The sequence below is a fragment of the Mycobacterium seoulense genome (assembly GCF_010731595.1).
GTDB classification, from domain to species: domain Bacteria; phylum Actinomycetota; class Actinomycetes; order Mycobacteriales; family Mycobacteriaceae; genus Mycobacterium; species Mycobacterium seoulense.
Genome location: NZ_AP022582.1, coordinates 4,722,230 through 4,746,455 on the forward strand (window position 1 = coordinate 4,722,230; position 24,226 = coordinate 4,746,455).

The 24,226-nt window shown below is 71.1% G+C and carries 25 protein-coding genes; 17 read left to right on the plus strand and 8 right to left on the minus strand.

What is annotated here, in order from left to right; genetic code table 11:
- The first annotated feature begins 2 nt into the window (after positions 1-2).
- The 7 genes from G6N37_RS21865 (at position 3) to eccE (ending at position 6,937) form a co-directional block, all read left to right on the plus strand.
- Positions 3-1,490, plus strand: coding sequence for a PPE family protein (locus G6N37_RS21865; protein WP_174813867.1), 1,488 nt, complete (start codon positions 3-5; stop codon positions 1,488-1,490).
- Between the two features lie 63 nt (positions 1,491-1,553).
- Positions 1,554-1,847 (plus strand): type VII secretion system protein EsxG, encoded by a 294-nt coding sequence (esxG, locus tag G6N37_RS21870; RefSeq protein WP_083178349.1) that lies wholly within the window; start codon positions 1,554-1,556, stop codon positions 1,845-1,847.
- A 31-nt stretch (positions 1,848-1,878) separates the two neighbouring features.
- Positions 1,879-2,169, plus strand: a complete 291-nt coding sequence (locus G6N37_RS21875) for a WXG100 family type VII secretion target (protein ID WP_083176306.1) — start codon at positions 1,879-1,881, stop codon at positions 2,167-2,169.
- A 10-nt stretch (positions 2,170-2,179) separates the two neighbouring features.
- A complete protein-coding gene (locus G6N37_RS21880) occupies positions 2,180-3,049 on the plus strand; it encodes an ESX secretion-associated protein EspG (RefSeq protein WP_163683500.1) in 870 nt (289 codons plus the stop codon).
- A gap of 56 nt (positions 3,050-3,105) precedes the next feature.
- A complete protein-coding gene (gene eccD / locus G6N37_RS21885; protein ID WP_163683501.1) occupies positions 3,106-4,569 on the plus strand; it encodes a type VII secretion integral membrane protein EccD in 1,464 nt (487 codons plus the stop codon).
- The gene (gene mycP / locus G6N37_RS21890; protein WP_163683502.1) at positions 4,566-5,963 is read left to right on the plus strand and encodes a type VII secretion-associated serine protease mycosin; all 1,398 of its coding nucleotides are present in this window, start codon (positions 4,566-4,568) and stop codon (positions 5,961-5,963) included. Before eccD ends, mycP begins: the two co-directional genes overlap by 4 nt.
- Positions 5,960-6,937 carry a type VII secretion protein EccE gene (gene eccE / locus G6N37_RS21895; protein ID WP_163683503.1) on the plus strand — a complete coding sequence of 326 codons (978 nt, stop codon included), beginning with the start codon at positions 5,960-5,962 and terminating at the stop codon, positions 6,935-6,937. The genes mycP and eccE overlap by 4 nt, the downstream gene beginning before the upstream one ends.
- Here the strand turns inward: eccE and G6N37_RS21900 are convergent.
- Positions 6,927-8,135 carry an alpha/beta hydrolase family protein gene (locus G6N37_RS21900; RefSeq protein ID WP_163683504.1) on the minus strand — a complete coding sequence of 403 codons (1,209 nt, stop codon included), beginning with the start codon at positions 8,133-8,135 and terminating at the stop codon, positions 6,927-6,929. The two genes, eccE and G6N37_RS21900, sit on opposite strands and share 11 nt — an antisense overlap.
- A gap of 118 nt (positions 8,136-8,253) precedes the next feature.
- Here G6N37_RS21900 and G6N37_RS21905 point away from each other — a divergent pair, with 118 nt between their 5' ends.
- The gene (locus tag G6N37_RS21905) at positions 8,254-9,039 is read left to right on the plus strand and encodes a trans-aconitate 2-methyltransferase (RefSeq protein ID WP_163683505.1); all 786 of its coding nucleotides are present in this window, start codon (positions 8,254-8,256) and stop codon (positions 9,037-9,039) included.
- Here G6N37_RS21905 and G6N37_RS21910 read toward each other — a convergent pair.
- Together G6N37_RS21910 and bluB are read right to left on the minus strand one after the other, a co-directional pair.
- Positions 9,036-10,439, minus strand: coding sequence for a sulfatase family protein (locus G6N37_RS21910; RefSeq protein WP_163683506.1), 1,404 nt, complete (start codon positions 10,437-10,439; stop codon positions 9,036-9,038). The genes G6N37_RS21905 and G6N37_RS21910 overlap by 4 nt on opposite strands.
- Before the next feature lie 38 nt (positions 10,440-10,477).
- Complete coding sequence (gene bluB, locus G6N37_RS21915) at positions 10,478-11,155, minus strand: 5,6-dimethylbenzimidazole synthase (protein ID WP_163683507.1); 678 nt, start codon at positions 11,153-11,155, stop codon at positions 10,478-10,480.
- A gap of 73 nt (positions 11,156-11,228) precedes the next feature.
- Here bluB and G6N37_RS21920 point away from each other — a divergent pair, with 73 nt between their 5' ends.
- Positions 11,229-11,513 (plus strand): hypothetical protein, encoded by a 285-nt coding sequence (locus G6N37_RS21920; protein WP_163683508.1) that lies wholly within the window; start codon positions 11,229-11,231, stop codon positions 11,511-11,513.
- Here the strand turns inward: G6N37_RS21920 and G6N37_RS21925 are convergent.
- The gene (locus G6N37_RS21925) at positions 11,497-11,979 is read right to left on the minus strand and encodes a hypothetical protein (protein WP_163683509.1); all 483 of its coding nucleotides are present in this window, start codon (positions 11,977-11,979) and stop codon (positions 11,497-11,499) included. The genes G6N37_RS21920 and G6N37_RS21925 overlap by 17 nt on opposite strands.
- A gap of 82 nt (positions 11,980-12,061) precedes the next feature.
- On the opposite strand from G6N37_RS21925, the gene G6N37_RS21930 reads away from it, so the two are divergent.
- Positions 12,062-12,736, plus strand: coding sequence for a phosphatase PAP2 family protein (locus tag G6N37_RS21930; protein WP_163683510.1), 675 nt, complete (start codon positions 12,062-12,064; stop codon positions 12,734-12,736).
- A gap of 59 nt (positions 12,737-12,795) precedes the next feature.
- Positions 12,796-13,452 carry a L,D-transpeptidase family protein gene (locus G6N37_RS21935; RefSeq protein ID WP_163683511.1) on the plus strand — a complete coding sequence of 219 codons (657 nt, stop codon included), beginning with the start codon at positions 12,796-12,798 and terminating at the stop codon, positions 13,450-13,452.
- Between the two features lie 3 nt (positions 13,453-13,455).
- On the opposite strand, the gene G6N37_RS21940 is transcribed toward G6N37_RS21935, so the two are convergent.
- On the minus strand, positions 13,456-13,953 hold the full coding sequence (locus G6N37_RS21940; protein ID WP_163683512.1) for a nuclear transport factor 2 family protein: 498 nt from the start codon (positions 13,951-13,953) through the stop codon (positions 13,456-13,458).
- Entirely contained in the window at positions 13,940-14,560 is a 621-nt protein-coding gene (locus G6N37_RS21945; RefSeq protein ID WP_163683513.1) for a TetR/AcrR family transcriptional regulator, read from the minus strand. Before G6N37_RS21945 ends, G6N37_RS21940 begins: the two co-directional genes overlap by 14 nt.
- A gap of 38 nt (positions 14,561-14,598) precedes the next feature.
- Here G6N37_RS21945 and G6N37_RS21950 point away from each other — a divergent pair, with 38 nt between their 5' ends.
- From G6N37_RS21950 to G6N37_RS21965, 4 genes are all read left to right on the plus strand, one after another.
- Positions 14,599-15,822, plus strand: a complete 1,224-nt coding sequence (locus G6N37_RS21950; protein ID WP_163683514.1) for a hypothetical protein — start codon at positions 14,599-14,601, stop codon at positions 15,820-15,822.
- 157 nt (positions 15,823-15,979) lie between these two features.
- The gene (locus G6N37_RS21955; protein ID WP_163683515.1) at positions 15,980-17,899 is read left to right on the plus strand and encodes an Hsp70 family protein; all 1,920 of its coding nucleotides are present in this window, start codon (positions 15,980-15,982) and stop codon (positions 17,897-17,899) included.
- A gap of 145 nt (positions 17,900-18,044) precedes the next feature.
- The gene (locus G6N37_RS21960) at positions 18,045-19,409 is read left to right on the plus strand and encodes a DUF7159 family protein (RefSeq protein ID WP_163683516.1); all 1,365 of its coding nucleotides are present in this window, start codon (positions 18,045-18,047) and stop codon (positions 19,407-19,409) included.
- 67 nt (positions 19,410-19,476) lie between these two features.
- On the plus strand, positions 19,477-19,884 hold the full coding sequence (locus tag G6N37_RS21965; RefSeq protein WP_163683517.1) for a hypothetical protein: 408 nt from the start codon (positions 19,477-19,479) through the stop codon (positions 19,882-19,884).
- A 14-nt stretch (positions 19,885-19,898) separates the two neighbouring features.
- Here the strand turns inward: G6N37_RS21965 and G6N37_RS21970 are convergent, their stop codons facing one another.
- Positions 19,899-20,612, minus strand: a complete 714-nt coding sequence (locus G6N37_RS21970) for a DUF3060 domain-containing protein (RefSeq protein WP_163683518.1) — start codon at positions 20,610-20,612, stop codon at positions 19,899-19,901.
- Between the two features lie 56 nt (positions 20,613-20,668).
- On the opposite strand from G6N37_RS21970, the gene G6N37_RS21975 reads away from it, so the two are divergent.
- A complete protein-coding gene (locus G6N37_RS21975; RefSeq protein WP_163683519.1) occupies positions 20,669-21,688 on the plus strand; it encodes an NADP-dependent oxidoreductase in 1,020 nt (339 codons plus the stop codon).
- Between the two features lie 155 nt (positions 21,689-21,843).
- Entirely contained in the window at positions 21,844-22,674 is an 831-nt protein-coding gene (locus G6N37_RS21980; RefSeq protein ID WP_163683520.1) for a glycoside hydrolase family 16 protein, read from the plus strand.
- Here G6N37_RS21980 and G6N37_RS21985 read toward each other — a convergent pair whose 3' ends face one another.
- Complete coding sequence (locus G6N37_RS21985; protein ID WP_163683521.1) at positions 22,675-24,192, minus strand: glycosyltransferase family 39 protein; 1,518 nt, start codon at positions 24,190-24,192, stop codon at positions 22,675-22,677.
- Between the last annotated feature and the right edge of the window lie 34 nt (positions 24,193-24,226).

A 24,226-nucleotide genomic window follows, 5' to 3' on the forward strand; every position in this document is an offset into this window, starting at 1 on the left:
CCATGACGTCCCCCATTGCGCCCGTCTGGATGGCCTCGCCGCCCGAGGTGCATTCGGCGCTGCTGAGTGCCGGTCCCGGACCGGGGCCGCTGCTGGCAGCCGCGGGCGCGTGGAGCGCGCTGAGCGCCGAATACGCCACGGCCGCAGCCGAACTCACGGGAGTGCTGGGGGAGACGCAGGCCGGGGCGTGGGAGGGGCCGACGTCCGAACAGTACGCGGTCGCGCACGCGCCCTACCTGGCGTGGCTGCAGCAGGCCAGCGCCGACAGCGCGGGCGTGGCCGCGCAGCACGAGGTCGCGGCGGCGGCCTATACCGCCGCCCTGACGGCCATGCCCACGCTGGGGGAGCTGGCCGCCAATCACACCGTCCACGGGGTGTTGGTGGCGACGAACTTCTTTGGCATCAACACGATCCCGATCGCGCTCAACGAGGCCGACTACGCGCGGATGTGGGTCCAGGCCGCGACCGTGATGGGCGCCTATCAGGCCACCTCGGGCGCGGCGCTCGCCGCCGCCCCGCGCAGCGCCCCGGCGCCGTCCATCGTGCGGCCGGGCGGCGAGGCCAACGACGCCACGGTCAACACCCTGCAAAATTCGTCGAACCCGATCTCGGACTTCTTCCAGCAGCTGTCCAAATTCCTGCAGGACTTCTTCCAGAACATCCAGCAGATGCTGCAAAACTTCTTCTCGAACCTGCCCGCGTTACTGGCCGCCAACGGCCCGCTGCTGTTCTTCGTCGCCTACCAGGTGTTCTTCAACGCCGTCGGCTGGCCGACCTGGGGCGCGATCCTGACCGCACCCTTCCTCATCCCGCTGCTGCTCGGCATCGGCCTGAGTTCGTTGCTCAGCGCGCCCGACATCGCGCCGGTCGCCGCGGCGCCCGCCGCGACGCCGCTGGTCACGTCGACCAAGCCGGCGTCGATGCTGCCGGCGGTCGCGTTGGCCCCCACGGTGGCGACTCCCGCCGCGGCGCCGGCCACTTCGGTCGCCGCGGGTTCCGGTGCGGCTCCCGCGCCGGCCCCGGCGCCCGCGCCGAGCACTCTGGCCTACCTGGTCGCCTACGGCGGTGACCCCGAAACCGGCGTCGGCCCGACGCTGGGCGGCCGGGGTGGCGTCAAGGCGCCCGCGGCGACCATCCCGGCGGCCGGCGCGGCGGCGGCCAGCCGGGCCGAGGCGCGGGCGCGGCGGCGGAAGCGGGCGGCGATGCGCGACCACGCCGACGAGTTCGCCGACATGGATGCCGACTTCGACGTTCCTCCCGACTACGGAGACGAGGAGTGGCCGGCCGTGGCGGCGTCCGGCGCGGGGGCAGGAACGCTGGGCTTCGCCGGCACCGCGCGCACAGGGCGCGCCTTCCGGGCGGCCGGATTGACCAAGCTGACCGACGGCGAGTTCGGCGGCGGCCCGAGGGTGCCGATGATGCCCGGCACCTGGGACCACGACGCCGACCAAGACCCGGCACGCCCGACCGAGCCGAGGGAAGGGGGGTAAGGCAGTCGGCACGATGCCTGGCAGTCAGCGAAACCCCATGGGACCGAAGAGAAAGGAAGCACCATGAGCATGTTGGACGCTCATATTCCGCAGTTGGTGGCCGCGCAATCGGCGTTCAGCGCCAAGGCGGCGTTGATGCGCAGCACCATCAGCCAGGCCGAGCAGGAGGCGATGTCGGCGCAGGCGTTCCACCAGGGCGAGGCATCGGCCGCGTTCCAGGCCGCGCACGCCCGCTTCGTCGAGGCCGCCGCGCGGGTGAACACCCTGCTGGACATCGCGCAGGCCAACCTCGGCGACGCCGCGGGCACCTACGTGGCCGCCGACGCCGCCGCGGCGTCCGGTTACACCGCCTTCTGACCAGCCGCCACCAACCGCGAAAGGACTTGTCATGTCCCAGATCATGTACAACTACCCGGCGATGTTGAGCCACGCCGCCGACATGTCGGGCTACGCCGGCACGTTGCAGGGGCTCGGTTCGGACATCGCCAGCGAGCAGGCGACGCTGTCGAACGCCTGGCAGGGCGACACCGGTATGACTTACCAGGTGTGGCAGGCCCAGTGGAACCAGGCGATGGACAGCCTGGTGCGTGCCTACCAGGCGATGGCCAGCACCCACGAGGCCAACACCATGTCGATGCTCGCCCGCGACCAGGCCGAAGCCGCCAAATGGGGCGGTTAGTCCTCCTCAGATGAAGGCTGAGCCCAACGCCGTCGAGCTGACGGTCGACCACGCGTGGTTCATCGCGGAAACCATTGGGGCGGGCAGCTTCCCGTGGGTGCTGGCGATCACCTCGCCGTACAGCGATGCTGCGCAACGCCAGGCGTTCCTCGAGCGCCAGAAGGCCGAGCTGACCCAGCTGGGTCTGGTATCGGAGGGCGGGGCGATCAACCCGGCGGTGGCCGACTGGATCAGGGTGGTCTGCTTTCCCGAACGATGGCTCGACCTGCGTTACGTGGGTCCCGCGAAGGACGCCGGTGCGGGGGAGTTGCTGCGCGGCATCGTCGCGCAGCGCCCCGCCATCACCGCCAAGACGGTGGTGGCGCTGCGCAGCGCGCAGCTGATCACGTTCACCGCCATGGACATCGACGACCCGCGAGCGCTGGTTCCGGTCCTCGGCGTCGGGCTCGCGCGGCGACCGCCGGCTCGGTTCGACGAGTTCACCATGCCCGCGCGGGTCGGAGCGCGGGCCGACGAGCGGCTGCGTTCGGGCGCCTCGCTCGCCGAAGTCGTTGACTACCTGGGCATCCCGCAGTCGGCGCGACGGGTGGTGGAGTCGGTGTTCGCCGGTCCGCGCAGCTACGTCGAGATCGTCGCGGGCTGCCGCCGCGACGGCCGGCATGCCACCACCGAGGTGGGGATGAGCATCGTCGACGCGGCGGCGGGCCGGATCTTGGTCAGCCCGTCGCGCGCGTTCGACGGCGAGTGGGTGTCGACCTTCGCCCCCGGCACACCCTTCGCCATCGCCGTCGCGATCGAACAGCTGACCGCGTCACTGCCGGAGTCCGACTGGTTCTCCGGCCACCGGTTGGCCCGGGACTTCACCCCCCAACACGCATGACCGCTAGCCAGTAAGAGACCGAATCCACTAGAGAAGAGAGCAACGATGTTTCAGGTATGGCCCCAGCGTCCTTCGGGGGACCGGTGACGTCCGGCGCCGTCATGCCGATCGTCCGCGTCGCGATCCTCGCGGACAGCAGGCTGACGGAAATGGCGTTGCCCGCCGAGTTGCCGCTGCGGGAGATCCTGCCCGCGGTCCGGCGGCTCGTCATTCCGGCGGAGTCGAACGGCGAGTCCGACGACACCTCCCGGGGCGCCGCCGACCTCGGCGCCGCGACCCAGCTGAGCCTCGCGCCGATCGGTGGGGCGCCGTTCAGCCTGGACGCCAGCCTGGACACCGTCGGTGTCGTCGACGGTGACCTGCTTGCGCTGCGGCCGGTGCCCGTGGGCCAGGCGGCCCCCGGCATCGTCGAGGACATCGCCGACGCGGCCATGATCTTCTCGACCTCCCGGCTGAGGCCCTGGGGCGCAACGCATATCGGGCGCGCGGCGCTGGCCGCGGCGATCGCGGTCGCGTTCCTGGCCACCGGGCTCGCCGCCACCTACCGCGTCGCCACCGGCGCGCTCGCCGGACTGGTCGCGGTCAGCGCCGTCGCCGCGGTGACCGCGATCGTCGGCCTGCTGGTCGCGGCGCGCTCGCCGCGCACCGGGACGGCGTGCACGATCGCCGCGCTGGTGCCCATCGGCGCCGCGCTGGCATTGGCGGTGCCGGGACGCTTCGGCCCGGCGCACATCATGCTCGCCGCGGCCGGCGTCACCGCGTGGTCGCTGATCGCGCTGATGGTGCCCGGCGCCGAACGTGAACGCATCGTCGGGTTCTTCACCGCGAGCGCGGTGGTGGGCGCCGGCGCGCTGCTGGCCGCCGGCGCCGTGCTGCTCTGGCACCCGGGCCCGCTCGCGATCGGCTGCGGCCTGATCGTGGCGGCGCTGCTGGTCACCATCGAGGCGGCCCAACTCTCGGCGCTGTGGGCGCGTTTCCCGCTGCCGGTCATCCCGGCGCCCGGCGACCCCACCCCGTCGGCCCCGTCGTTGCGGGTGCTCGAGGATCTGCCGCGGCGGGTGCGGATCAGCGACGCCCATCAGAGCGGATTCATCGCTGCCGCAGTGCTGCTCAGCGTCATCGGGTCGGTGGCGATCGCGCTGCGCCCCGAGGCGCTCGCCGGCGTGGGCTGGTACGTGGTGGGCGCCACGGCGGCGACGTCCGTCCTGCGCGCCCGGGTGTGGGACTCGGCCGCGTGCAAGGCGTGGCTGCTCGCGCAGCCCTACCTGACCGCGGGCGTCCTGCTGGTGCTCTACGCCGCGACGGGACGCTACGCCGCCGCCCTGGGCGCTGTGCTGGTGCTCGTCGCGCTGACCTCGGTGTGGATCGTCGTCGCCCTCAACCCGCGCATCGCCGAGCCGGAGAGCTATTCGCTTCCGCTGCGCCGGCTGACGGGCTTCGTGGCCGCTGGGCTCGACGCGTCGCTCATCCCCGTCATGGCCTACCTGGTCGGCATCTTCGCCTGGATACTCAATCGATGATTCGGTCCGGATCAGCTTGTCTCACAGCGGCTTTGGCGGCCATGCTGTGGGCGTGCCCGTCGGCCATGGCGATCGAGGCGCCGAAGGTCGATCCGGGCGTCCCGCCACCCAGCGGGGCCGCCGGCCCCGTGCAGCCGATGGAGCAACGCGGGCCGTGCGGCGTCGCCGGGGTCATCCCTGGCAGCGACCCCGCGGCCGTCACGCCCAGCCAGGCGACGCTGAATCTGCCTGGGGCGTGGCAGTTCTCGCGCGGTGACGGCCAGCTGGTGGCCGTGCTCGACACCGGGGTGCGGCCGGGCCCGCGGCTGCCCAACGTCGATCCGGGCGGTGACTTCGTCGAGACGACCGACGGCCTGACGGACTGCGACGGCCACGGCACCCTGGTCGCCGGGCTGATCGCCGGCCAGCCCGGGGATGACGGCTTCGCCGGCGTGGCGCCGGCGGCGCGGGTGGTGTCGATCAGGACGACGTCGGCCAAGTTCTCGCCGCGCACGCCCGGCGGCGACCCGCTGATGGCGCGCGCCTCCTCCGACGTCACGACGCTGGGCCGCGCGATCGTGCACGCGGCCGACCTCGGCGCGCGGGTGATCGACATCTCCACGCTCACTTGCCTTCCCGCCGACCGGCCCGTGGATCAGGCGGCGCTGGGGGCGGCGATCCGCTACGCGGCGGTCGACAAGGACGCGGTGATCGTGGCCGCCGCCGGCAACACCGGACCGACCGGGTCGGTCGCCGGCGGAACGTCCTGCGAGTCCAACCCGCTCACCGACCTGAGCCGCCCGGACGATCCGCGCAACTGGGCCGGTGTCACCTCGCTGTCCATTCCGTCGATGTGGCAGCCGTACGTGCTGTCGGTGGCCTCCCTGACACCGGACGGGCAGGCGTCGAAATTCACCATGGCTGGCCCGTGGGTGGGCGTCGCCGCACCCGGCGAACGCATCGTGTCGGTCGGCAACGGCGACGGCGGCGGCCTGGCCAACGGGCTGCCCGACGAACACCAGCAACAGGTTGCGCTCAGCGGCACCAGCTACGCGGCCGGCTACGTGGCCGGCGTCGCGGCGCTGGTACGCAGCAAGTACCCCGACCTCAACGCCGCTCAGGTGGTGCATCGCCTCACCGCGACGGCGCACAACGGCGCGAGGGCGCCCTCCAATGTCGTCGGCGCCGGCAGCGTGGATCCGGTCGCGGCCCTGACCTGGCAGCTGCCCACGGGCAATCAGCCTCCCCCCGGCGCGCCGGTCAAGCCGGTCGCCGTTCCGCCGGCACCCGCCCCCCAGGACACCACCCCGCGGACCGTCGCGCTGGCCGGAACCGCCGCGCTGGCCGTGCTTGTCGCGGTGGCGGGCGCCGTCGCCGCCACCGCCACCCGCCGTCGAAAGGACCCCACCCCGTGAGCCTGCAGCGCTGGATACCAACCCCCGGACCCGGCCGCATCACGCTGGCGCTGCTGGCGATCGTGCCCGCGGTGATGGCCTACCCCTGGCGATCGCCGCGCGACTACTGGCTGCTCGGCATCGCCGCGGCCGTGGTGATCGTGCTCTTCGGCTGCTGGCGCGGCTTGTATTTCACCACGCTGCTGCGCCGCCGGCTGGCGATCCTGGGCCGCGGCGATGCGGCCGCCCCCGAATCCGCCACCGCGACAACGGCTCTGCTGCGCGTCGAGGCGCCGGGCACCGACCCCGACGTGCTGCCCCTGCTGGCAAGCTACCTGGACCGCTACGGTATCCGCGCGGACAAGATCCGGATCACCAGCCGCGACAACGCAACCGATGCGTCCAGGCGCGCGACGTGGATCGGGATCACCATCTCGGCCACCGACAACCTGGCCGCGCTGCGGGCGCGCTCGGAACGCATCCCGTTGCACGAGACCGCGCGGGTGGCGGCGCGCCGGCTGGCCGATCACCTGCGCGAGCTCGGCTGGGACGTCGCCGGCGTCGCGCCCGACGACGTCCCGCGGTTGCTCACCTCCAACGCCCGCGAGCGGTGGTCCGCGGTGCACTGCGGCGCCTCGGATTACCTTGCGGCATACCAGATCCAGGTGGACGGTGGGTTGGCGGAGACGCTCGAGGCGATTCGCGCGCATCCGGCGCGCGAGACGTGCACGGCACTGGAGATCGCCGGCGACGCGACCCGCCACACGGTCGCCGCCGCGTGCGCCTTCTTGACCGACGCGCCGCCGGAACCGACCGCGCCACCGGCCGGCCTGACCGCGCAGCGCGGCAACCACCGGCCTGCGCTTGAGGCGCTGGACCTGCTGTCCACCCGGCGGCTCGACGGGCACGTCGATGCCCCGGCGGGCTTGCTGGCGGAGCTGGACTGGCCGGCCGTGGTGGGCGCGGCCCCGGTGCCCGAGACCGCTAGAACATGACGTTGCGCAGGAACGCGGTCATCCGCCGCAGGTAGTCCAGCTGGCTCACGTGCAGCACGTGGCTGCCCGGAAACCAGTGCAGCGCACAACGATCCCAGTGCTCCCACAGTTTGACGGCGTGGTCCGGCGGCGCCATCCGGTCGCCGAGCCCGGTGATGATCATCCGCCGCTCGTATTTCAGCAGCGGCCGATAGCTCAGCGGGCAGTGGTAGGACAGCCCGTCCGATAACTCGGCGCGGCCGATGTGGGCCAGCCGCAACCCCAGCCGCACGAGTTTGTTGGCCGGGAACCATTCGTCGAACAACGTCGCCGGGGTGACGACGGGACAGTTCGGGATGACGGCCTCGAGCCGGTCGTCGACCGAGGCCACCAGCGCGGAGGTGTAGCCGCCCAGCGATATGCCGGTCAGTGCGATGCGGTCGACCCCGGTGCCGCGCAGATAGTCGATGATGGACCGGAAGTCGTGCACCGCCTGCGCCATCGCCTCGGCGAAACCGCTCAGGCCGCCGGCGAAATAGCCGAAACCGCTGAAGGGCGAGAACCTTTCGGCGCGCCTGCCGTGAAACGGCAAGGTGTACATCAAGACGTCGTAGCCGGACCGGTAGTACCACGGCAGCGCGAAGAATCGCCCGTTGGCCAGATACGACGACCCCATGAAGCCGTGGATGACGCACAGCGTGGGGCGGGGCCCGTCGTCGTGGCGCCAGTGCTGCGCGCGCACGACGTTGTTCGACCGCCACGCGCTCCACCGTTCGCGCATCGCGGGGTTGACGGCGGTGAAGCCGCTTTCGAACGCGATGTTGTGCACCGTGCCGCCCGCCACCCACTCGGTCAGCGGGCTGGCCGCGCGCGACGACACCCGCGGCGGTTCGGTCGGCGCGGGAAACGACTTCACCGGGTCGCGCTGCGCGCCCAGCCCGGCGTAGAACTCCAGGTTGGCGCGCTCGGCGCGGGCATCGGAGTGCCGCAGCGAGGCGGCGAGCACGGCCGGCGCCACGGTCGCGGTGAGCAAGGACGACACCCAGGTGCGCAGGGCCAGGTCGCCGATGGCCGAGCCCTCGACTACCATCCGCTGGCGGGGGGACAACGCGGAATTCGGGGGTAATCCGTCGACGTCGATTCCTACGTCCGCACCTTGCAAGGCATCGGGAATGGCCGGAACGGGGATGGGCGGATCAATCGACGTGTCGGGCGCCACGAACGCCGATGCTAACCGGCCGGCGCCGTTCCCGGGGCCACTTGGGCGGCGCGGGGGGCGGCATGCGGTAATACGGTTGGTCTGTTCCGCCGACGGCGCAACGATCAGGAGGACCGACATGTGGGATCCCGATGTCTACCTGGCCTTTGCGGATCATCGCAGCCGGCCCTTCTACGACCTGCTGTCCCGGGTGGGTGCCGAGCGGGCCCGGCGGGTCGTCGATCTCGGTTGCGGGCCCGGCCACCTGACCAAGTACCTGTCCCGGCGCTGGCCGGAAGCGGTGATCGAGGCGGTGGACACCTCCCCGGAGATGGTTGCCGCCGCCAAGGAACGCGGCATCGACGCCGTCATCGGCGACCTGCGGGACTGGAAGCCCAAGCCCGATACCGACGTCGTGGTCAGCAACGCCGCCCTGCACTGGGTGCCCGAGCACGCCGAGCTGCTGGTCCGCTGGGCGGACGAACTGCACCCCGGATCGTGGATCGCCGTCCAGATCCCGGGCAACTTCGAGACGCCGTCACACGCCACGGTGCGCACGCTGGCCCGGCGGGAGCCCTACGCGAAAGTGATGCGCGACATACCGTTTCGTGTCGGCGCCGTGGTGCAGCCGCCGATCCAGTACGCCAACCTGTTGCTGGACGCCGGGTGCAGGGTCGACGTCTGGGAGACCACCTACCTGCACCAGCTGACCGGTGACAACCCGGTGCTGGAGTGGATCACCGGGACGGCGCTGGTTCCGGTGCGCGAGCGGCTGAGCGCCGACGACTGGGAGCGGTTCCGGGCGGAACTCATCCCGCTGCTGGACGACGCCTACCCGCCCCGGGCCGACGGTACGACGATCTTCCCGTTCCGTCGGGTGTTCATCGTCGCCGAGGTGGGCGGTTCGCGGCGCTCGGCGGGCTAACCGCTCGCCTGTCCCTCGATGCCCCGGTCGGCCGCGATCGCCGACCGGGCGGTCGGCTTCGACCGGTGAATGTGCAGGTACGTCTCGGTGTAACGCGCGGCGATGCGGGTGCCGGCGAACTCCGACGGGATGACGTCGCCGGTGCGCTGTCGCCAATCATGAAGCCGCACAGCCAAATCGGCGGCTACCTCGTCGGCGCGCGGGTCGTCACCGGCCAGCAGGTTGGTGGTCTCGGTCGGGTCGGCGCGCAGGTCGTAGAGTTCGCGTTGGGGGCGCGGGCCGGCGATGAACGGCGCCACGGCGTGCCCGGACGGGCTTTCCTCGATATCCAACGGCAGGTCGAGCAGCGCCCGGGCCGCGTAGTTCTCGATGTAGCTGTAGTCCTTGGTGCGGATCGCGCGGATGGGATCGAACGAGTCGTGATAGGTCTTCGTCGCGTACACGTGGTCCCTGACCGGCGCCGCGTCCGGGTCGGGCTCCAGGAGGGCGCGCGCGTGCGACACCCCGTCCACGTCCGCGGGGACCTCGAGACCCAGTAGGCCCAGCAGCGTCGGAAGCAGGTCCACGCCGCTGAACAGTTCGTCGTAGACCCGGGGGGTCCCGGCCCGGCCGCCGGGGGGCCGGATGATCATGCCGATGCCGGTTCCCGCGTCGTAGAGCGTGGATTTGGCGCGGGGGAACGCCGGGCCGTGATCGGTGAAGAACACCACCCAGGTGGTGGCGTCCAGTCCGGTTTCGGCCAGCGTGTCCAGCAGCCGGCCGACGGCGGCATCGGCCGTCGCGATCGACCCGTAGAAGCTGGCGAGGTCGTCGCGCACCTCGGGGGTGTCGGGCAGGTAGTCGGGAGGGTCGACCCGGTCGCCGTCCGCCGGCTGGTAGCGGTCGCGTGGGTAGGGCCGGTGCGTTTCGAAGAACCCGGCGGTCAGCAGGAACGGCTGGCCCGCGAGGTCCTCGGTGCTGTCGCGCAGCCAGTCCGAGGCCCGCTCCACCACGTACTCGCAGTAGGAGTTGGACACGTCGAACTCGTCGAAGCCGAGCCGCTGCGGATAGGACGTCTCGTGCTGCATTCCGAAAAGCGCCGAATACCAACCCGCGTCGGTCAATATCTGGGGGAGGGTGCGCACGCCGCTGCGGTATTCCCAGCCGTGGTGCGCCAGCCCGATCAGGCCGTTGCTCTGCGGGTAGCGCCCGGTGAACAGCGATCCGCGCGACGGCGAGCACAGCGGCGCCGTGGCGTGCGCCCGGGTGAACAGGATCCCCTCGGCGGCAAGACGGTCCAGCCGGGGGCTGCTGACGTCGGGGTGGCCGTAGACGCCGAGATAACGTCCCAGGTCGTGCCAGTGCACGATGAGCACGTTGTGTTTGCGGCCCGCTGCGTCGCCCGGCGCCAATTCCGTCACCTCTCCCACTTGCCCCGCGACGGGCGACGATACCGCAGCTAGTTGTCGGCAGTGCGGGTGTGCTGAGTCCAGCGGTTCTCGCAGACGAACTCCGACAGCGGGCGGGCGACGGCCCAACCGTCCAGCTCCAGCGCCGGGCGGTCGGGGAATTCGGGCACCGGACCCAGGCACAGGATGGCCACCGGCTCCGCCCCGGCGGGCATCTCGAGCAGGGCCGCCAACCGGTGCGGATCGAACAGCGAAACCCAGCCCATGCCAAGGCCTTCCGAGCGGGCCGCCAGCCACAGATTCTGGATCGCGCACGACACCGACGCGAGATCCATCTGCGGTAGCGTCCGCCGGCCGAACACGTGCTTCTCACGGTCGTCGCCCAGCGCCACCACCAGCAGTTCGGCGCACTCGAGGATGCCTTCGACTTTCAGCGCAAGAAACTCCTCGCCCCGCTCACCCAGCGCCGCGGCGGTGCGGGGTCGCTCTTCGTCGACGAGGGCGTGGATGCGCCGCCGCAGCGAGTCGTCGGTGATCCGGATGAACCGCCACGGCTGCATCAGGCCGACGCTGGGCGCCGCATGGGCGGCCTGCAGCAGGCGTGCCAGCACGTCCTCGCCCACCACGCCGCCGGGGACGAAGCGGCGCATGTCGCGCCGCTCCGAGATCACCCGATAGACGGCCCGCCGTTCCTGCGGGCTGAAGGCCTCGTCGCTCACGGGAGTCATCGTAGGAAATCCGCGTTAGCGTGAACCGTGTCCGCAACACGGACCGGCCGAACACCCGGGAAAGGAGTGTTCCGTGAAGCGTTTCGACCTTCTCGACCAGCTGCCCACCGACCCCGCCGCCGGCCGGGTCTACGGCGAGCCCTATCAGACACCGGACGGCACCACCGTGATCCCCGTCGTCAAACCGCTCGGCGTCTTCGTCATTCGCAACGGCGAGGCGTCCTGGGAGGCTGCCGTCGACGCGAATCGGATCGCGCTGATCGGGGTGATCACCGGCCTGCTGGCGGCGGTGATCGGCAGCCTGGCGGTGCTGCGGCAGCCGCCCTGGCCGCGGATGACGATCACGGACTATAGGTGACGCCGACCGCGCGGAAGACGTACTCCGGCGGCATGTCGAAGGCCAGCGAGTGCCGCGGCAGTCCGCTGAGCACGTCGGCCGGAATGGCGACCTTGTAGTGCAGCGACAGTTCGCCGCTGAACTTCGGGTCCACCCGCGCGACGTCGACGTCGACCCGCAAACCGGTCGACGAAATCTCGACCCGCGCCGCGCCGGTCTGCGGCGCGTCCCAGCGGACGTCGACCGTCGGGCCGGCCAGCCTGGGCAGCATCGACAGCGTGGCCAGCACCCGCTCGGCGGTGAACACCAGCGAACCCGTATAGCTGGCGACGCTGTGCGGCAATCGCACGCCGGGGATGGCGCCGCGGAAGCGCCGCATCACCGCGACGTAGTCGGCGTGGTAGAGCAGGCCTTCCGCCTGGACCTGCGCGTACACGTCGTCGGGCAGCTTGCCGATGCCCAACAACCTCCGGACGAATACGGCCATGACGCCAGTATGGACCGGGCCCGGTGACCGGGTGGTCGGGCCGCCCGATCCCCGTCGCCGCGCGGCTGGTATCGGTGGGGTCATGACCCCACGGACCCGTGCGGCCGTGTGCATCGCCCTGGCCGCGGCGATCGTCTACGCGCTGATGTGGGTGGGGTACGCGCAGGACTGGCACTGGCAGCAGCGCATGGATTGGGCGCTGCTGGACGCCGCGCGGGACGGCGCGGTCAAGCACCCGTTCTGGGTGCGCTTCTGGGCTGACGTCTCCTTCGCGCTGGGCCCGGTCCCGTTGCGGGTGCTGGGCGCGGTGGCGGCGCTGGCCGCCCTGGCCATGCGCCGGGTGCGGGCGGCGCTGCTGCTGTCGGCCTGCGCGCCCCTGAGCGGACTCGTGACCGTGGCGGCCAAGACGCTGGCGGACCGGCCGCGGCCGTCGACCATGCTGGTGGCCGCGGCCGAGACCTCGTTTCCGTCCGGGCACGCGCTGGAAGTGACGGCCGCGCTGTGCGCGGGGTTGTCGCTCGCGTTGCCCGCGATGAGCCGCGTCCTGCGCCGCGTCGCGGTGGCGGTGGTGGCGCTGAGCGTGCTGGCGGCGGGGATCTCCCGGGTGGCGCTGAACGTGCACTACCCGTCCGACGTGTTGGCCGGGTGGTCGCTGGGCTACCTGTATTTCCTGTTGTGCGTCACGGTCATTCGCCCCGCCGGCGCGGACCTCTCCCGAAATCCATGGGACGCGGACGATTTGGTCACGGCGCGGTGACCTAACCGGGTCGAAAGCTTTACTTGACCTTGGGCCGTGCGGGTTCGACGATTGAGGTCATGCGCCGACTGCTCGCTTTGCTGTCCGCTTCGGCGTGCGCGCTTTTCGCGTCGCTGGCCCTGGCGCCGATGAGTGCCGCCGCGGGCGCCCCCTGGTTCGCCAACGCCGTCGGCAATGCCACGCAGGTGGTTTCGGTGATGAGCACCGGCGGGTCGAACGCGACGATGGACATCTATCAGCGCACCGCCGCCGGCTGGCAGGCGCTGCGGACTCAGATTCCCACCCACGTCGGCTCGGCGGGCATGGCGCCACAGGCCAAGAGCGGGGTGCCGGCCACCCCGATGGGCGTCTACACGCTGGACTCCGCCTTCGGCACCGCGCCCAATCCCGGCACCGCGCTGCCCTACACCCAGGTGGGGCCCAACCACTGGTGGAGCGGCGACGACCACAGCCCCACCTTCAACTCCATGCAGGTGTGCCAGAAGGCGCAGTGCCCGTTCAACACCGCCGAAAGCGAAAACCTGCAGATCCCGCAGTACAAACACGCCGTCGTGATGGGCGTCAACAAGAACAAGACCCCGGGCGGCGGTGCGGCGTTCTTCTTCCACACCACCGACGGAAAACCCACCGAGGGCTGCGTGGCCGTCGACGACGCTCAGCTGGTGTCGATCATGAAATGGCTGCAGCCCGGCGCGGTGATCGCCATCACCAAGTAACGCTCAGTCGACGCCCGCGATGGCGCGGCCCGGCTTGAGCGTGAAGTTCAGGCCCTCCAAAGACATTGTGGCGTCGTAGGTTCGGTCGTAGCCGGTGCCACTGATCTTCCAGCCATCGTCGGTACGCCGGTATTGGTCCTTGTAGAACGCCGCGCCGATCAGCATGAAATTGAGGTCGGCGACGATAACCCGGTCCTGCAGATACCAACTGCCGGTGGCGGTATCGCCACTGACGACGATGTCGGGGTGGGTCACCCGGTGTTCGGTGATCACGTTGGCGGGCAGCGACGTGCGCATGTACTCGACCAAGTCGTCGCGGTTGGTGAAGTGCAACTCGTTTCCGATGGACGGCCCGTAATCGGCCTTGATGTCCGCGGCGAGCGTGTCGGCGAAGTCATCCCAGTGCTTGGTGTCCAGCGCGCGCAAGTACCGGTACTTGACCTGCTTGATGGCTTCGATGTCGGCGAGATCGTGAGGGGTCATCAGGTCATTGCAGCACACGGGTGACCATGTCGATCAGAGCGCGTCGTTCCAGGCTCCAGTCGATCGCCGTCCCGGTGACCATTTGCGCCAGCACCACACCGCGCAGCGTGGCCCAGATGACCTCGGCCACACCGGCATTCGCGGGGTCATCGGTGATCAGGCGCCCCAGCTGCCCGATAGCGGCGTTCATCTCCAGCAGATGACGCCGCGGCGACTCGCCCGGGCCGCCGCGGGTGGCCCGCAGGATCTCGAACGCCGCCATCGACGTCGGACTGCTGTAGCAACTCCACGCGGTGTCGACGACCACCTCGATGCGCTCGCGCAGCGGCAGCTCACTGACATCGGCGGACGACAGGCTCTCGATCAGCCGGTCCACCCCGTCGTCCACGACGGCCATCAACAGGCCGTTGCGATCGCCGAAGTGATACTGGATGACCCCCCACGTGACGCCCGCGCGTTCGGCCACATGCTTGGCGGTGGCCGCGGCGAAGCCTTCCTCGGTGATGCAGCGGACCGTCTCGTCGATGATCCGCGCGCGGGTGTCGTCGCCGCGCTTGCGCGGCGCGCTGGTGCGCCGGGTGGGGCCGACCGGGCCTCCGGCGCTCTGAGCTGCGGCAATGGACATTGTTGACTTTATAACATAGTCGAGTCTATTTTTGGCCCGTGAGCCGATCCCGATATGCGCGGTTGACGCGCGAGCAGCTGGCCGTGCTGGTCCCCGAACTGCTCCTGATCGGGCAGCTGATCGACCGCTCCGGCATGGCCTGGTGCATCAGCGCGTTCGGCCGCGACGAGATGGTGCAGATCGCCATCGAGGAGTGGGCGGGTGCCAGCCCCGTCTACACCCGGCGCATGCAGCGGGCGCTCAACTTCGAAGGCGACGACGTGCCGACCATCTTCAAGGGTCTGCAGCTCGACATCGGCGCCCCACCGCAATTCATGGACTTCCGCTACACCGTCCACGACCGCTGGCACGGCGAATTCCACCTCGACCACTGCGGCGCGTTGCTGGACGTGGAGCCGATGGGCGAAAAGTACGTCTTCGGCATGTGCCACACCATCGAGGACCCGACCTTCGACGCCACCGCGGTGGCGACGAACCCGCGCGCCCAGGTGCGCCCGATCCACCGGCCGCCGCGCACCCCGGCCGACCGCCATCCGCATTGCGCGTGGACGGTCATCATCGACGAGTCTCATCCCGAGGCCCAGGGCATTCCCGCGCTGGACATCGTTCGCCAAACCCGCGCCGCGACATGGGAACTCGATCCGATCGACCGCTCAGACGAGGGCAAGGCGGATTACTCCGGGCCGCTGCTCTCCGACTTCGACTTCGCCGGCTTCTCGCATTCGGCGCTGGTCCGGATGGCCGACGAAGTCTGTCTGCAGATGCACCTGCTCTACCTGTCGTTCGCGATCGCGGTGCGGGCGCGCGCCGCCGACGAGGCGCAGGCCGTGTCGGTGTGCACCCAGGGCCTGACCGGCATAGCGGGCGTGGCCGCCGAGCGCATACACCGCGCGCTGGGGCTGCAAGGCGGTGTCGACGGGGTGCTGGAGGTGCTCGACTTGCACCCGTTGCTGAATCCCGCGGGCTACGTGCGGGCCGAAACGGCCGACCGGCTCGTCGTGCACCGCTCGCCGGCCCACGACGACGCCGCCTGGATCGCGCTGTGTTCACCCGAATCCGTGCAACCGCTGCAGGCGATCGCCACCGCCGTCGACCCGCACGTGGAGGTCCGGGTCAGCGGCACCGACACCGACTGGACCGCGGAACTGGTCGAAACCGACACCGCGGCGGCCGAACTGCCCGAGGTGTCGGTAACGAAGGTCAGTGGCGGAGCGACATTCCAGTTCGAACCGAGGCGATCGCTGCCGCTGACCGTGGTGTGAGCACGGGCGCGGATTTGTCAAGGGGTCAGCGGTACCACTTCGGTGACGAGGTGGCATCGACCGGATACCGATGATGTTGCAAGCCATCGGTTTTGGGCGTGTCCGCGGCTATGGTTAACGCTGGCCACCGACCCCTATAGACGAAGGTTTTCGCTCTATGTACGACCCACTTGGGTTGTCGATCGGGACCACCAACCTGGTCGCTGCGCGCAACGAAAGCCCACCGGTTACCCGGCGTTCGGTGCTGACTCTTTATCCGCACTGCGCGCCGAAAATTGGCTTGCCCGAGGAGAACTCGTACCTTTCCGAGCCCGGTGTGATGATGAAGGGCTTCGTCGAGCGCATCGGTGACTCGGTGGCGCTGGTGTCCGCCGACGGGTCGGCGCACGACCCGGAACTGCTGACGGTGGAGGCCCTGGACGCGATGGTGTGCGCCGCGGGCGCCGACGCCTCCTCCTCGGAGATCTCCATCGCCGTGCCCGCGTACTGGAAACCCGTCACCGTCCAGGCATTGCGCGACGCGCTGCGGACGCATCTGGGATTCGTGCGCAGCGGCATGGCGCCCCGGCTGGTCTCGGACGCGATAGCGTCGCTGGCCGCCGTGAAGTCCGAGCTCGGCCTGCCCGACGACGGTGTGGTGGGGCTGCTCGACTTCGGCGGCGGCGGAACCTCGGCGACCCTGGTGAACGTCGCGGGTGACTTCGAACTCATCAGCGCGACAATGCGTTACGCGGGCCTGTCCGGCGACGAGATCGACCAGGAGCTGCTGCTGCGGGTCTTCGAGGAGCTGGGCCGCGGCAGCGGCATCGACCCGGGCAGCACGGCGGCCGTCGGGCAGCTCGGCGAGCTTCGCGAACAGTGCCGGCTGGCCAAGGAGCGGCTGTCCATCGACGTCGACAGCGAGATCGCCGCCGAGCTCGGCGGGCGCAGCTGCAGCCTCACGCTGAAGCGCGACGACCTCGAAGACCTGATGGCGGATCGGCTGACCGGTTTCATCTACGCCTTCGACGACATGCTGGTGCGCTACCGCAAGAACTGGGCGGACCTCGCGGCGGTGGTGACCGTCGGCGGGGGCGCACACATTCCCCTTGTCGCCGAACGGCTTTCGATCCACGGGCGCACCCCGGTCCTGACCCCGTCGCAGCCGGCGCTGGCGGCGGCGTCCGGCGCGCTGCTGCTGGCGGCCCGCGGCGAAGAGCTGAGCCTGCGCACGCGGACGTCGATGGGACTGCTGGTGGCCGCCAACGCCACCGGCGATGTCGTCGACCTCGGGGCCGGTGACGTGCTGGTGATCGACGACGAGGCGCTGACGGACCGCGAGCTGGCGTGGTCGCAGACCGAGGACCCCGGCGACCTGCGCGTGCGGTTCGGCGGCGAAATCTACGACGAGGACGGCCCGTCCGGCTGGTCGATGCGCCTGAATGTGATCGAGCCGCCCCGGGACCGGCCGTGGCGCCGCCTCCGGTTGTCGCAGCTGATCATCGGCATGTCCGCGTTGGTGGCCATGACGGCGATCGGGGGTGTGGCCTACACCCTGACCGGCATCGAACACCGTCAGGCCCCGCCCGCGCCCAGCGTCGCCCCGCGGCCGGCGCCGGCCAGCCCGCTGGTCCCGCGCACCGTCGTGCCGCCTCCCCCCACCGCCGTGCCGCCCCCGCCCAGCGCCGCGCCGGTGCCCAGCCCCGCGCCGCCGCCGGCCGAACCGCCGCCGCCACCGCCGTCACCCCCGCCGCCACCGCCGGTGGTGGTCACCACGCAGGCGCCGCCCGTCTACACCCCGCGGCACACCGCGCCGCCGTCGACCCAGCCGCCGACCACGACGGCCATGACGACGCCCCCGCCGCCGACGACCACGACCGAGACGCCACCCCCGCCGTCGACCACCACCACGACCACCACGACGGTGCCGATGACCACCGAGTGGATCCACGTACCGCTGCTGCCGGTGCCCATACCGGTCCCGGTCCCGCAGACGCAGGCACCGCAGGCGCCCCAGGCCCCGCAGTACCCCCAGTACCCGCAGTATCCGCAATACCCGGGGAACTCCCAGAATCCGTTCCTGAGCCCGGGCTACTAGTCCCGCGTCCTCCCTGGCAGAGCGCGCTCCAGCAGCGCGTGCGCGCCCGCGCGGGTAGCGTGGTGTCACCCGGTCGGGCGGGGTCTTTCCAGCGGTGCCCTCATGGAGGGATCCTGGAGCAAATCAGCGGACTGTGGAGGCGTACGTGGACATCGTGCTTGGGGTCTCGATGGCTCCCGGGACGGTCCGCCTGGTGATCATCGAGGGCCAGAACGCCGACGGCGTCACCGTCGAACAGGACGAGTTCGAGGTCGGCGCCACCGGCGGGGACCCGGTGGCCGCCGACGCGGTCGACCAGGTGCTGGCGGCGATCGACGGCACCCGGGAAGGGGCGCTGGCCGGCGGCCATCAGTTGGTGTCGACCGGAGTCACCTGGACCGACGCCGCCGCCGTCGGCGGGCTGCGCGAGGCGATGGCCCGCCACGGCATGGGCAGCGTGATGCTGGTGTCCCCGTTGTTGGCCGCGGCCGCGCTGGCCCAGACCGTCGGGTCCGCGCTCGACTACCAGCACATCGCGATGCTGTTCGTGGAACCCCAGACCGCCACGCTGGCCGTGGTCGACGTCACCGACGGCTCCATCGTCGACCTGCACCGCCAGCAGCTGGCGAACCCGGGGCGCGAGCCGCTGGCCGCCGAGTTGGCGACGATGGTCGCCGGCCTGGGCGCCCGGGGGGCTCGGGCGGACGGCGTCTTCCTGATCGGCTGCGGCACCGACATCGTGGCCATCAAGCCCGCGCTCGAGGCGGCGACCCCGCTCGAGGTGACCGCCCCGGAGGAACCGGACATGGCGCTGGCCCGCGGGGCGGCGCTGGCCTCGGCGGACGCGCCGCTGTTCGCCTCGTCCACGGCCGCCCTGGCGTACGCGCTGGATCCGGGCACCGGCGAGGTGGGCCCCCGACCGCTCGGCCCGACCTACCTCGACGTCTGGGGCAACGCGGACGCCGAGGCGCTGGCCTACAGCGCCGTCGCGGACGACGGCGACCCGACCCCGCGCCGCCGCGGGCCGATGTTCCTCGCCGGCAGCGCGCTGGCCGGGATCGCCGCCGTGGTGGCCGGCGTGGTGCTGTTCTCGCTGGCCTCCGACCGGCCCGGGTCCAGCGCGCCGCAGAACCCGCGGGTCAGCGTCGCCACGCCGGCCGAGCAGCGGCCGGCCCAAGCTCCGAGCCCGCCGCCCCAAGCGCAGCCGCCCGTTCCCGCGCCGCCACCCCCCACCGTGGTGGCCGCCCCGCAGCCGGCCCCCGCCGCCGAGCAGCCCGCGCCGCAAGTCAAGCCGCCGCCGGCGGCACCGGTCTACCGCGCCCCGGCCCGGCCGGCGCCGCAGTACACGCCCCCGGCCCAACGACCCGCTCCGGCGCCGCCCCCGGCGGCCCCGGCCCCGCCGCCGCCCGCCGCGCCGCCGCCGGCCGTGCCCGCTCAACCCCCGGTGACGATGTACCTGCATTTCCCGTTCGTCACGGTGCCGATTCCCATCACCCCACCGCCGCCGCCGGCGCCCCCGCCGGGGCGGTGACGACGTGGCGCGCGCCCGCGACGGGGCGCACACTGGGCGGTGACGGCACGAGCGGCGAGGAGGTCGCGTGGGCGAACACGGTGCGTTCGGATTTGATCCCGAAGAGTTCGATCGAATGATCCGGGAGGGCAGCGAGGGCCTGCGCGAGATGGTCGAGCGGGTCAGCAAGTTTGTGGCTCCCGGAGCCCGGCCCGGGTGGTCGTCGTTCTTCGACGACCTGTCGCGGCGTCCCCGCCCAGAGCCCGAGACCGCCGGCGAGGCGGGCGACGGCGTGTGGGCCATCTACACCACCGACGCCGACGGCGGCGCGCACGTCGAACAGGTGTACGCGACCGAGCTCGACGCGCTGCGGGCCAACAAGAACAACGTCGACCCCAGGCGCAAGGTGCGGTTCCTGCCCTACGGCATCGCGGTCAGCGTCCTCGACGGCGATTCGCCGGACGACGAATCCGGCGAGACCCCGCAACCCTCGTAACGCCGTCGCCCGCCTCAGCCCTGCTGGACGACGTTCGAACCCCCGGAGTTGCTGACCTTCGGCGTGCCCGAATGGTAGGTCACCTTGTTGTTGAAGCCGGAGGCTTCGATGCTGTCGACGGCGTCGACGGTGATCTCGTTCTGCACGCCCGACACCGTGAGGCTCGCGCAGTGGCCGCTGATCACCACCGTGTTGGACACGCCGCTGACGCTGACCACGTTGTCGTTGCAGGCGATCGTCCGGTTCTCGCCGATCCCGGAGACGCTGACCCGGTCGCCCGGCGCCGGGGCCGGTGACGTCGACGGCCTGGGCGTCTTGGTCCGGGTGGTCGACGGGGCCGTGCCGCCCGGCGAGGTGCTCACCGGGGGACCGAACGTGTCGGTGATGGTCGGCGGTGAGCTGATGATGGAGCGGACGCCGGAAAGCTGGTGTGCCGCAAAGGCCGCGATGCCGCCGGCGAGGGCCAGCACGCCGACGACGATGACGGTGCCCACGATCCACCACATGCGGTTGCCCGACGGACGCTGCGGGGGCGGGCCCCCGAGGGGGCCGCCGTAGGTCCACGCCGGCGGTGGTGGCGGCCCCGCCGGGCCGGGCGGGTACGGCGGCGGCGGCGGGTAAGCCGGGCCGGCCGGTTGCGCGCTACTCGCCTCGGATGCCCGCGCCGCGTCGGCGAGCGGGCGCTCGAGTTCGCGGATCCGGTCCTCCGGGTCATCGTTTGCTGCCATGGGTTGAATATGCCATTCGCGTCGGTGATTTCGTGCGGTTCGGTAGTTTCTGCTTCGTGCCCGAGTTGCCGAACCGTCAGGTCCTGTTGCGTCGCCGCCCCACGGGTCTGGTCCAGCCCGGTGACACGGAGCTGGTCACCACGCCGGCGCCCGAGCCCGCGGAGGGGGAGGCGCTGCTGCGCACCACGTACGTCGGGATCGACGCCGCGGCCCGCACGTGGCTCGACGACCAGCCCGGCTACCTGCCGCCGGTGCAGCTGGGCGAGGTCATCCGCGCGGCCGGGATCGGCGAGGTGGTCGAGTCGCGCTGCGACGCCTACGCCGTCGGGGATGTCGTCACCACGCTGACCGGCTTCTCCGAGTACGCGATCGTCCGCGACGACCTGTTCAGCACGCCCATCCCGGGCGAGGACGACCAGCTGGCGATCATGTCGGTGTACGGGCCGACCGGCGCCACCGCGTATTTCGGGATGACCGACATCGGCCGTCCCAAGGCGGGGGAGACGGTCGTGGTCTCCGCGGCCGCGGGCGCCACCGGATCGGTGGCCGGGCAGATCGCCAAGATCGCCGGCGCCCGGGTGGTCGGGATCGCGGGCGGGCCCGAGAAGTGCCGGGCGGTGGTCGAGGACTTCGGGTTCGACGCGTGCATCGATTACAAGAACGACGACCTCGCGGCGGCGCTCAAGCGGCACTGCCCGCGGCGGGTCGACGTCTACTTCGACAACGTCGGCGGCCCGATCCTCGACGCGGTGCTGGGCCGCTTGGCTCCCCGCGCCCGCGTCGTCCTGTGCGGGGTCATCTCCAGCTACCTGACCGGCGAGCACCCGGGGCCGGCCAACTACGTGAACCTGCTCTCCAAGACGGCCTTGATGCAGGGATTCAACGCCCTCGACCAGTGGGGTCGCTTCGACGAGGCCTTCGCCGCGCTGCGGCAGTGGGAGGCCGAGGGCCGCCTGCGGCACCGGGAAACCATCTTCGACGGCATCGAGTCGTGCGTCGACGCCCTCAACGGCCTGTTCACCGGGGTCAACATCGGGAAGACCCTGGTCAAGATCAGCGAACCGGCTTCCGGCTGAACCGCGGCGTTGCCCGCGGGCAAAAACTCGCCGCCACGGGCCGGGTGCGGGGTGCGTGGCACCCCGCCGCGTGGTTTCATAACACCGTTTGCAAAAGTTGCTCAGGGGTGGCGGGCTTGGGACGGAACACGGCTTTCACGATTGGTGGGTTGTAGATGGATCGTCGCAGCATGATGTTGATCTCGGGGCTCGGCATGCTGGGGGCTGCGATGCGGTTGCCGGGCGCCTGGGCCACCCCGCCGGCGCCGGAGGCGCCCCCGTCGGCCGGCCCCGGCGGCCCCTACATCTTCGCCGACGAGTTCGACGGGCCCGCGGGCTCGCCGCCCGACCCGGGTAAGTGGACGATCCAGACCTGGCAGGACGACGTCTTCCCGCCGGTCGAGGGCATCTATCGCGACGACCGCCAAAACGTCTTCCAGGACGGGCATTCCAACCTCGTGCTGTGCGCCACCCACGATCTGCTAAGCAACACCTATTACAGCGGCAAGCTGCGCGGCAACTTCCGCAGCATGATCAACCAGACCTGGGAGGCGCGGATCAAGCTCGACTGCCTGTACCCCGGCCTGTGGCCCTCGTTCTGGGGCGTCAACGAGGACCCGCTGCCCGACGGCGAGGTGGACATCTTCGAGTGGTACGGCAACGGCCAGTGGGCCCCGGGCACCACCGTCCACGCGGCGTCCAACGGCAAGACCTGGGAGGGCAAGTCCATCCCCGGCCTGGTCGACAGCAACTGGCACACCTGGCGAATGCATTGGGGCGAGGAGGGATTCGAGTTCTCCCGGGACGGGGCGGAGTACTTCAAGGTGCCCAACAAGCCCATCCACGTCGCCGGTGGCGCCCCCGACGACTTCCGCTGGCCGTTCAACATCCCCGGCTACTGGATGACGCCGATGTTCACCCTCGCCGTCGGCGGGGTGGGCGCCGGCGACCCGGCCGCGGGCACCTTCCCGGCCTCGATGCTGGTCGACTACATCCGCATCTGGTGACTATCGCTGCGCTTTGAGCACCTGAACCAGGTTGAACTGCCAGCGCTCGACCAGGCGGAAGCCCAGGTCGTGCGGGACCGCGAAGGCGGGGGTCGGCCCGTAGACCGGTCCGGGCGGGAGCCCGACGCCCCGCTCGTGCGCGGGCTGTGACGCGTCGGCCTGGGTGATGATCCAGACCACGCCGCAGTGGCTCAACGGGTTCGCGACGACCTCGGGGATGAGGTTGGTGTCGAAGACCTCGTTGCGGTCGGTCGCGCGTTGCCACAGGGTGAGGTCGACCAGCTTGCGGTAGGCGTCCGGGCGTGCCGCCATCAACGGTCGCATCGGGGCGGGCATGAACGTCACGGTGTCGTTCACCAGCAGGCAATCGCCGGGTGCGGCCTCGGCGGTGATCAGATCGGCCACCTGGCTGTAGTCCATCCCGTACTTGGCGTACGGGCCACGTTGCGCCCGAACGTAATTCGGTGCGGCCGCGACGGCGAAGAGGGTGACCAGGGCGGCGGTCAGCCACGGCCGGGCGGTCACCGCGGCGGCGCAGACACCCAGGATCAGCGCCATTCCCGGCACGGTGAACGACAGGTAGCGGGGGGTGTAGATGGAGTGCACCAGCGCCGAGTAGGCCAGGATGGCCGCGGTCGGCAGCACGAGCCACGCGCTCGCGAGGGCCAGCAGTTCTCCGTCGTTCCGCGGCAGGGGCACGGACTTGCTGAGCCACAACGCGATAGCCGCCGCGATCAGCAGCGCCGACAACGCGGCGAACGGCGGGCTGCGCTCGAAATACTGCTGCACCACCACGTCTTCGAGGGTCCGGCGACCGATCGGCGCGATCCAGCTGATCTGGTGGGCCTGCGCGGCGACCGTCACCAGGAACGGCGCCATGGCGCAGACCGCGACGGCCGCGGCGATGGCGAACCGCAGCAAAACCGTTCGCGCACAACGGGATACCACGACGAGGACCAGGTGCGCCGCGACCAGCAGTGCGAGGTAGACGTCGAGCGCGATCGACGCGGCCAGCGCGACGCCGTAGGCCGCCCACAGCCACCCGGTGTCGCGGCGCGCGGCGCGAACCAGCAACACCGTCAGCCACACGGCGGCCAGCATCGACAGCGCATAGGGGCGCGCCTCGATGCCCGCCCAGGTCGTCCGGGGCAGGACGGCGCAGAAGACGCCGGCGGCCACCGCCACCGTGCGCGAGGAGAACTGCTTGGCCAACACCACGATTCCGGCGGCGGCGCCCCCGACGGCCAGCCCGCTCGGCGCGCGCGACCAGAACTCGGTGGGCGGGAAAACCTGAAACCAGGCGTGCATGAGCAGGTAGTACACGCCGTGCACGGCGTCGACATTGCCCAGCATCCGCCACAACTGGGCGAGGGAACGACTGTAGGCGGCCGAAATGGTGGCGGCCTCGTCGTACCAGAACGACGGCCGGGCCGCGCCGCCCAGGCTCACCGCGACGGCAAGCACCCCGACGAGCAGCGGGTCCAGCGCGGCCGGCGCGCGGCGAAGCGGGTTCCGCACGCCGCTATGGTGCCAGAAGCGGAGCGCGACCCCG

What these genes read in the sequence shown, in the direction of transcription:
- G6N37_RS21905 (WP_163683505.1), top strand. Translation starts at nt 8,254, where the DNA reads ATGTGGGATCCCGATGTCTACCTGGCCTTTGCGGATCATCGCAGCCGG.
- G6N37_RS21980 (WP_163683520.1), top strand. Translation starts at nt 21,844, where the DNA reads ATGGATCGTCGCAGCATGATGTTGATCTCGGGGCTCGGCATGCTGGGG.
- bluB (WP_163683507.1), bottom strand. Translation starts at nt 11,155, where the DNA reads ATGACTCCCGTGAGCGACGAGGCCTTCAGCCCGCAGGAACGGCGGGCC.
- G6N37_RS21875 (WP_083176306.1), top strand. Translation starts at nt 1,879, where the DNA reads ATGTCCCAGATCATGTACAACTACCCGGCGATGTTGAGCCACGCCGCC.
- G6N37_RS21930 (WP_163683510.1), top strand. Translation starts at nt 12,062, where the DNA reads ATGACCCCACGGACCCGTGCGGCCGTGTGCATCGCCCTGGCCGCGGCG.
- G6N37_RS21935 (WP_163683511.1), top strand. Translation starts at nt 12,796, where the DNA reads ATGCGCCGACTGCTCGCTTTGCTGTCCGCTTCGGCGTGCGCGCTTTTC.
- G6N37_RS21945 (WP_163683513.1), bottom strand. Translation starts at nt 14,560, where the DNA reads ATGTCCATTGCCGCAGCTCAGAGCGCCGGAGGCCCGGTCGGCCCCACC.
- G6N37_RS21880 (WP_163683500.1), top strand. Translation starts at nt 2,180, where the DNA reads ATGAAGGCTGAGCCCAACGCCGTCGAGCTGACGGTCGACCACGCGTGG.
- G6N37_RS21955 (WP_163683515.1), top strand. Translation starts at nt 15,980, where the DNA reads ATGTACGACCCACTTGGGTTGTCGATCGGGACCACCAACCTGGTCGCT.
- esxG (WP_083178349.1), top strand. Translation starts at nt 1,554, where the DNA reads ATGAGCATGTTGGACGCTCATATTCCGCAGTTGGTGGCCGCGCAATCG.
- mycP (WP_163683502.1), top strand. Translation starts at nt 4,566, where the DNA reads ATGATTCGGTCCGGATCAGCTTGTCTCACAGCGGCTTTGGCGGCCATG.
- G6N37_RS21970 (WP_163683518.1), bottom strand. Translation starts at nt 20,612, where the DNA reads ATGGCAGCAAACGATGACCCGGAGGACCGGATCCGCGAACTCGAGCGC.
- eccD (WP_163683501.1), top strand. Translation starts at nt 3,106, where the DNA reads ATGGCCCCAGCGTCCTTCGGGGGACCGGTGACGTCCGGCGCCGTCATG.
- G6N37_RS21925 (WP_163683509.1), bottom strand. Translation starts at nt 11,979, where the DNA reads ATGGCCGTATTCGTCCGGAGGTTGTTGGGCATCGGCAAGCTGCCCGAC.
- G6N37_RS21865 (WP_174813867.1), top strand. Translation starts at nt 3, where the DNA reads ATGACGTCCCCCATTGCGCCCGTCTGGATGGCCTCGCCGCCCGAGGTG.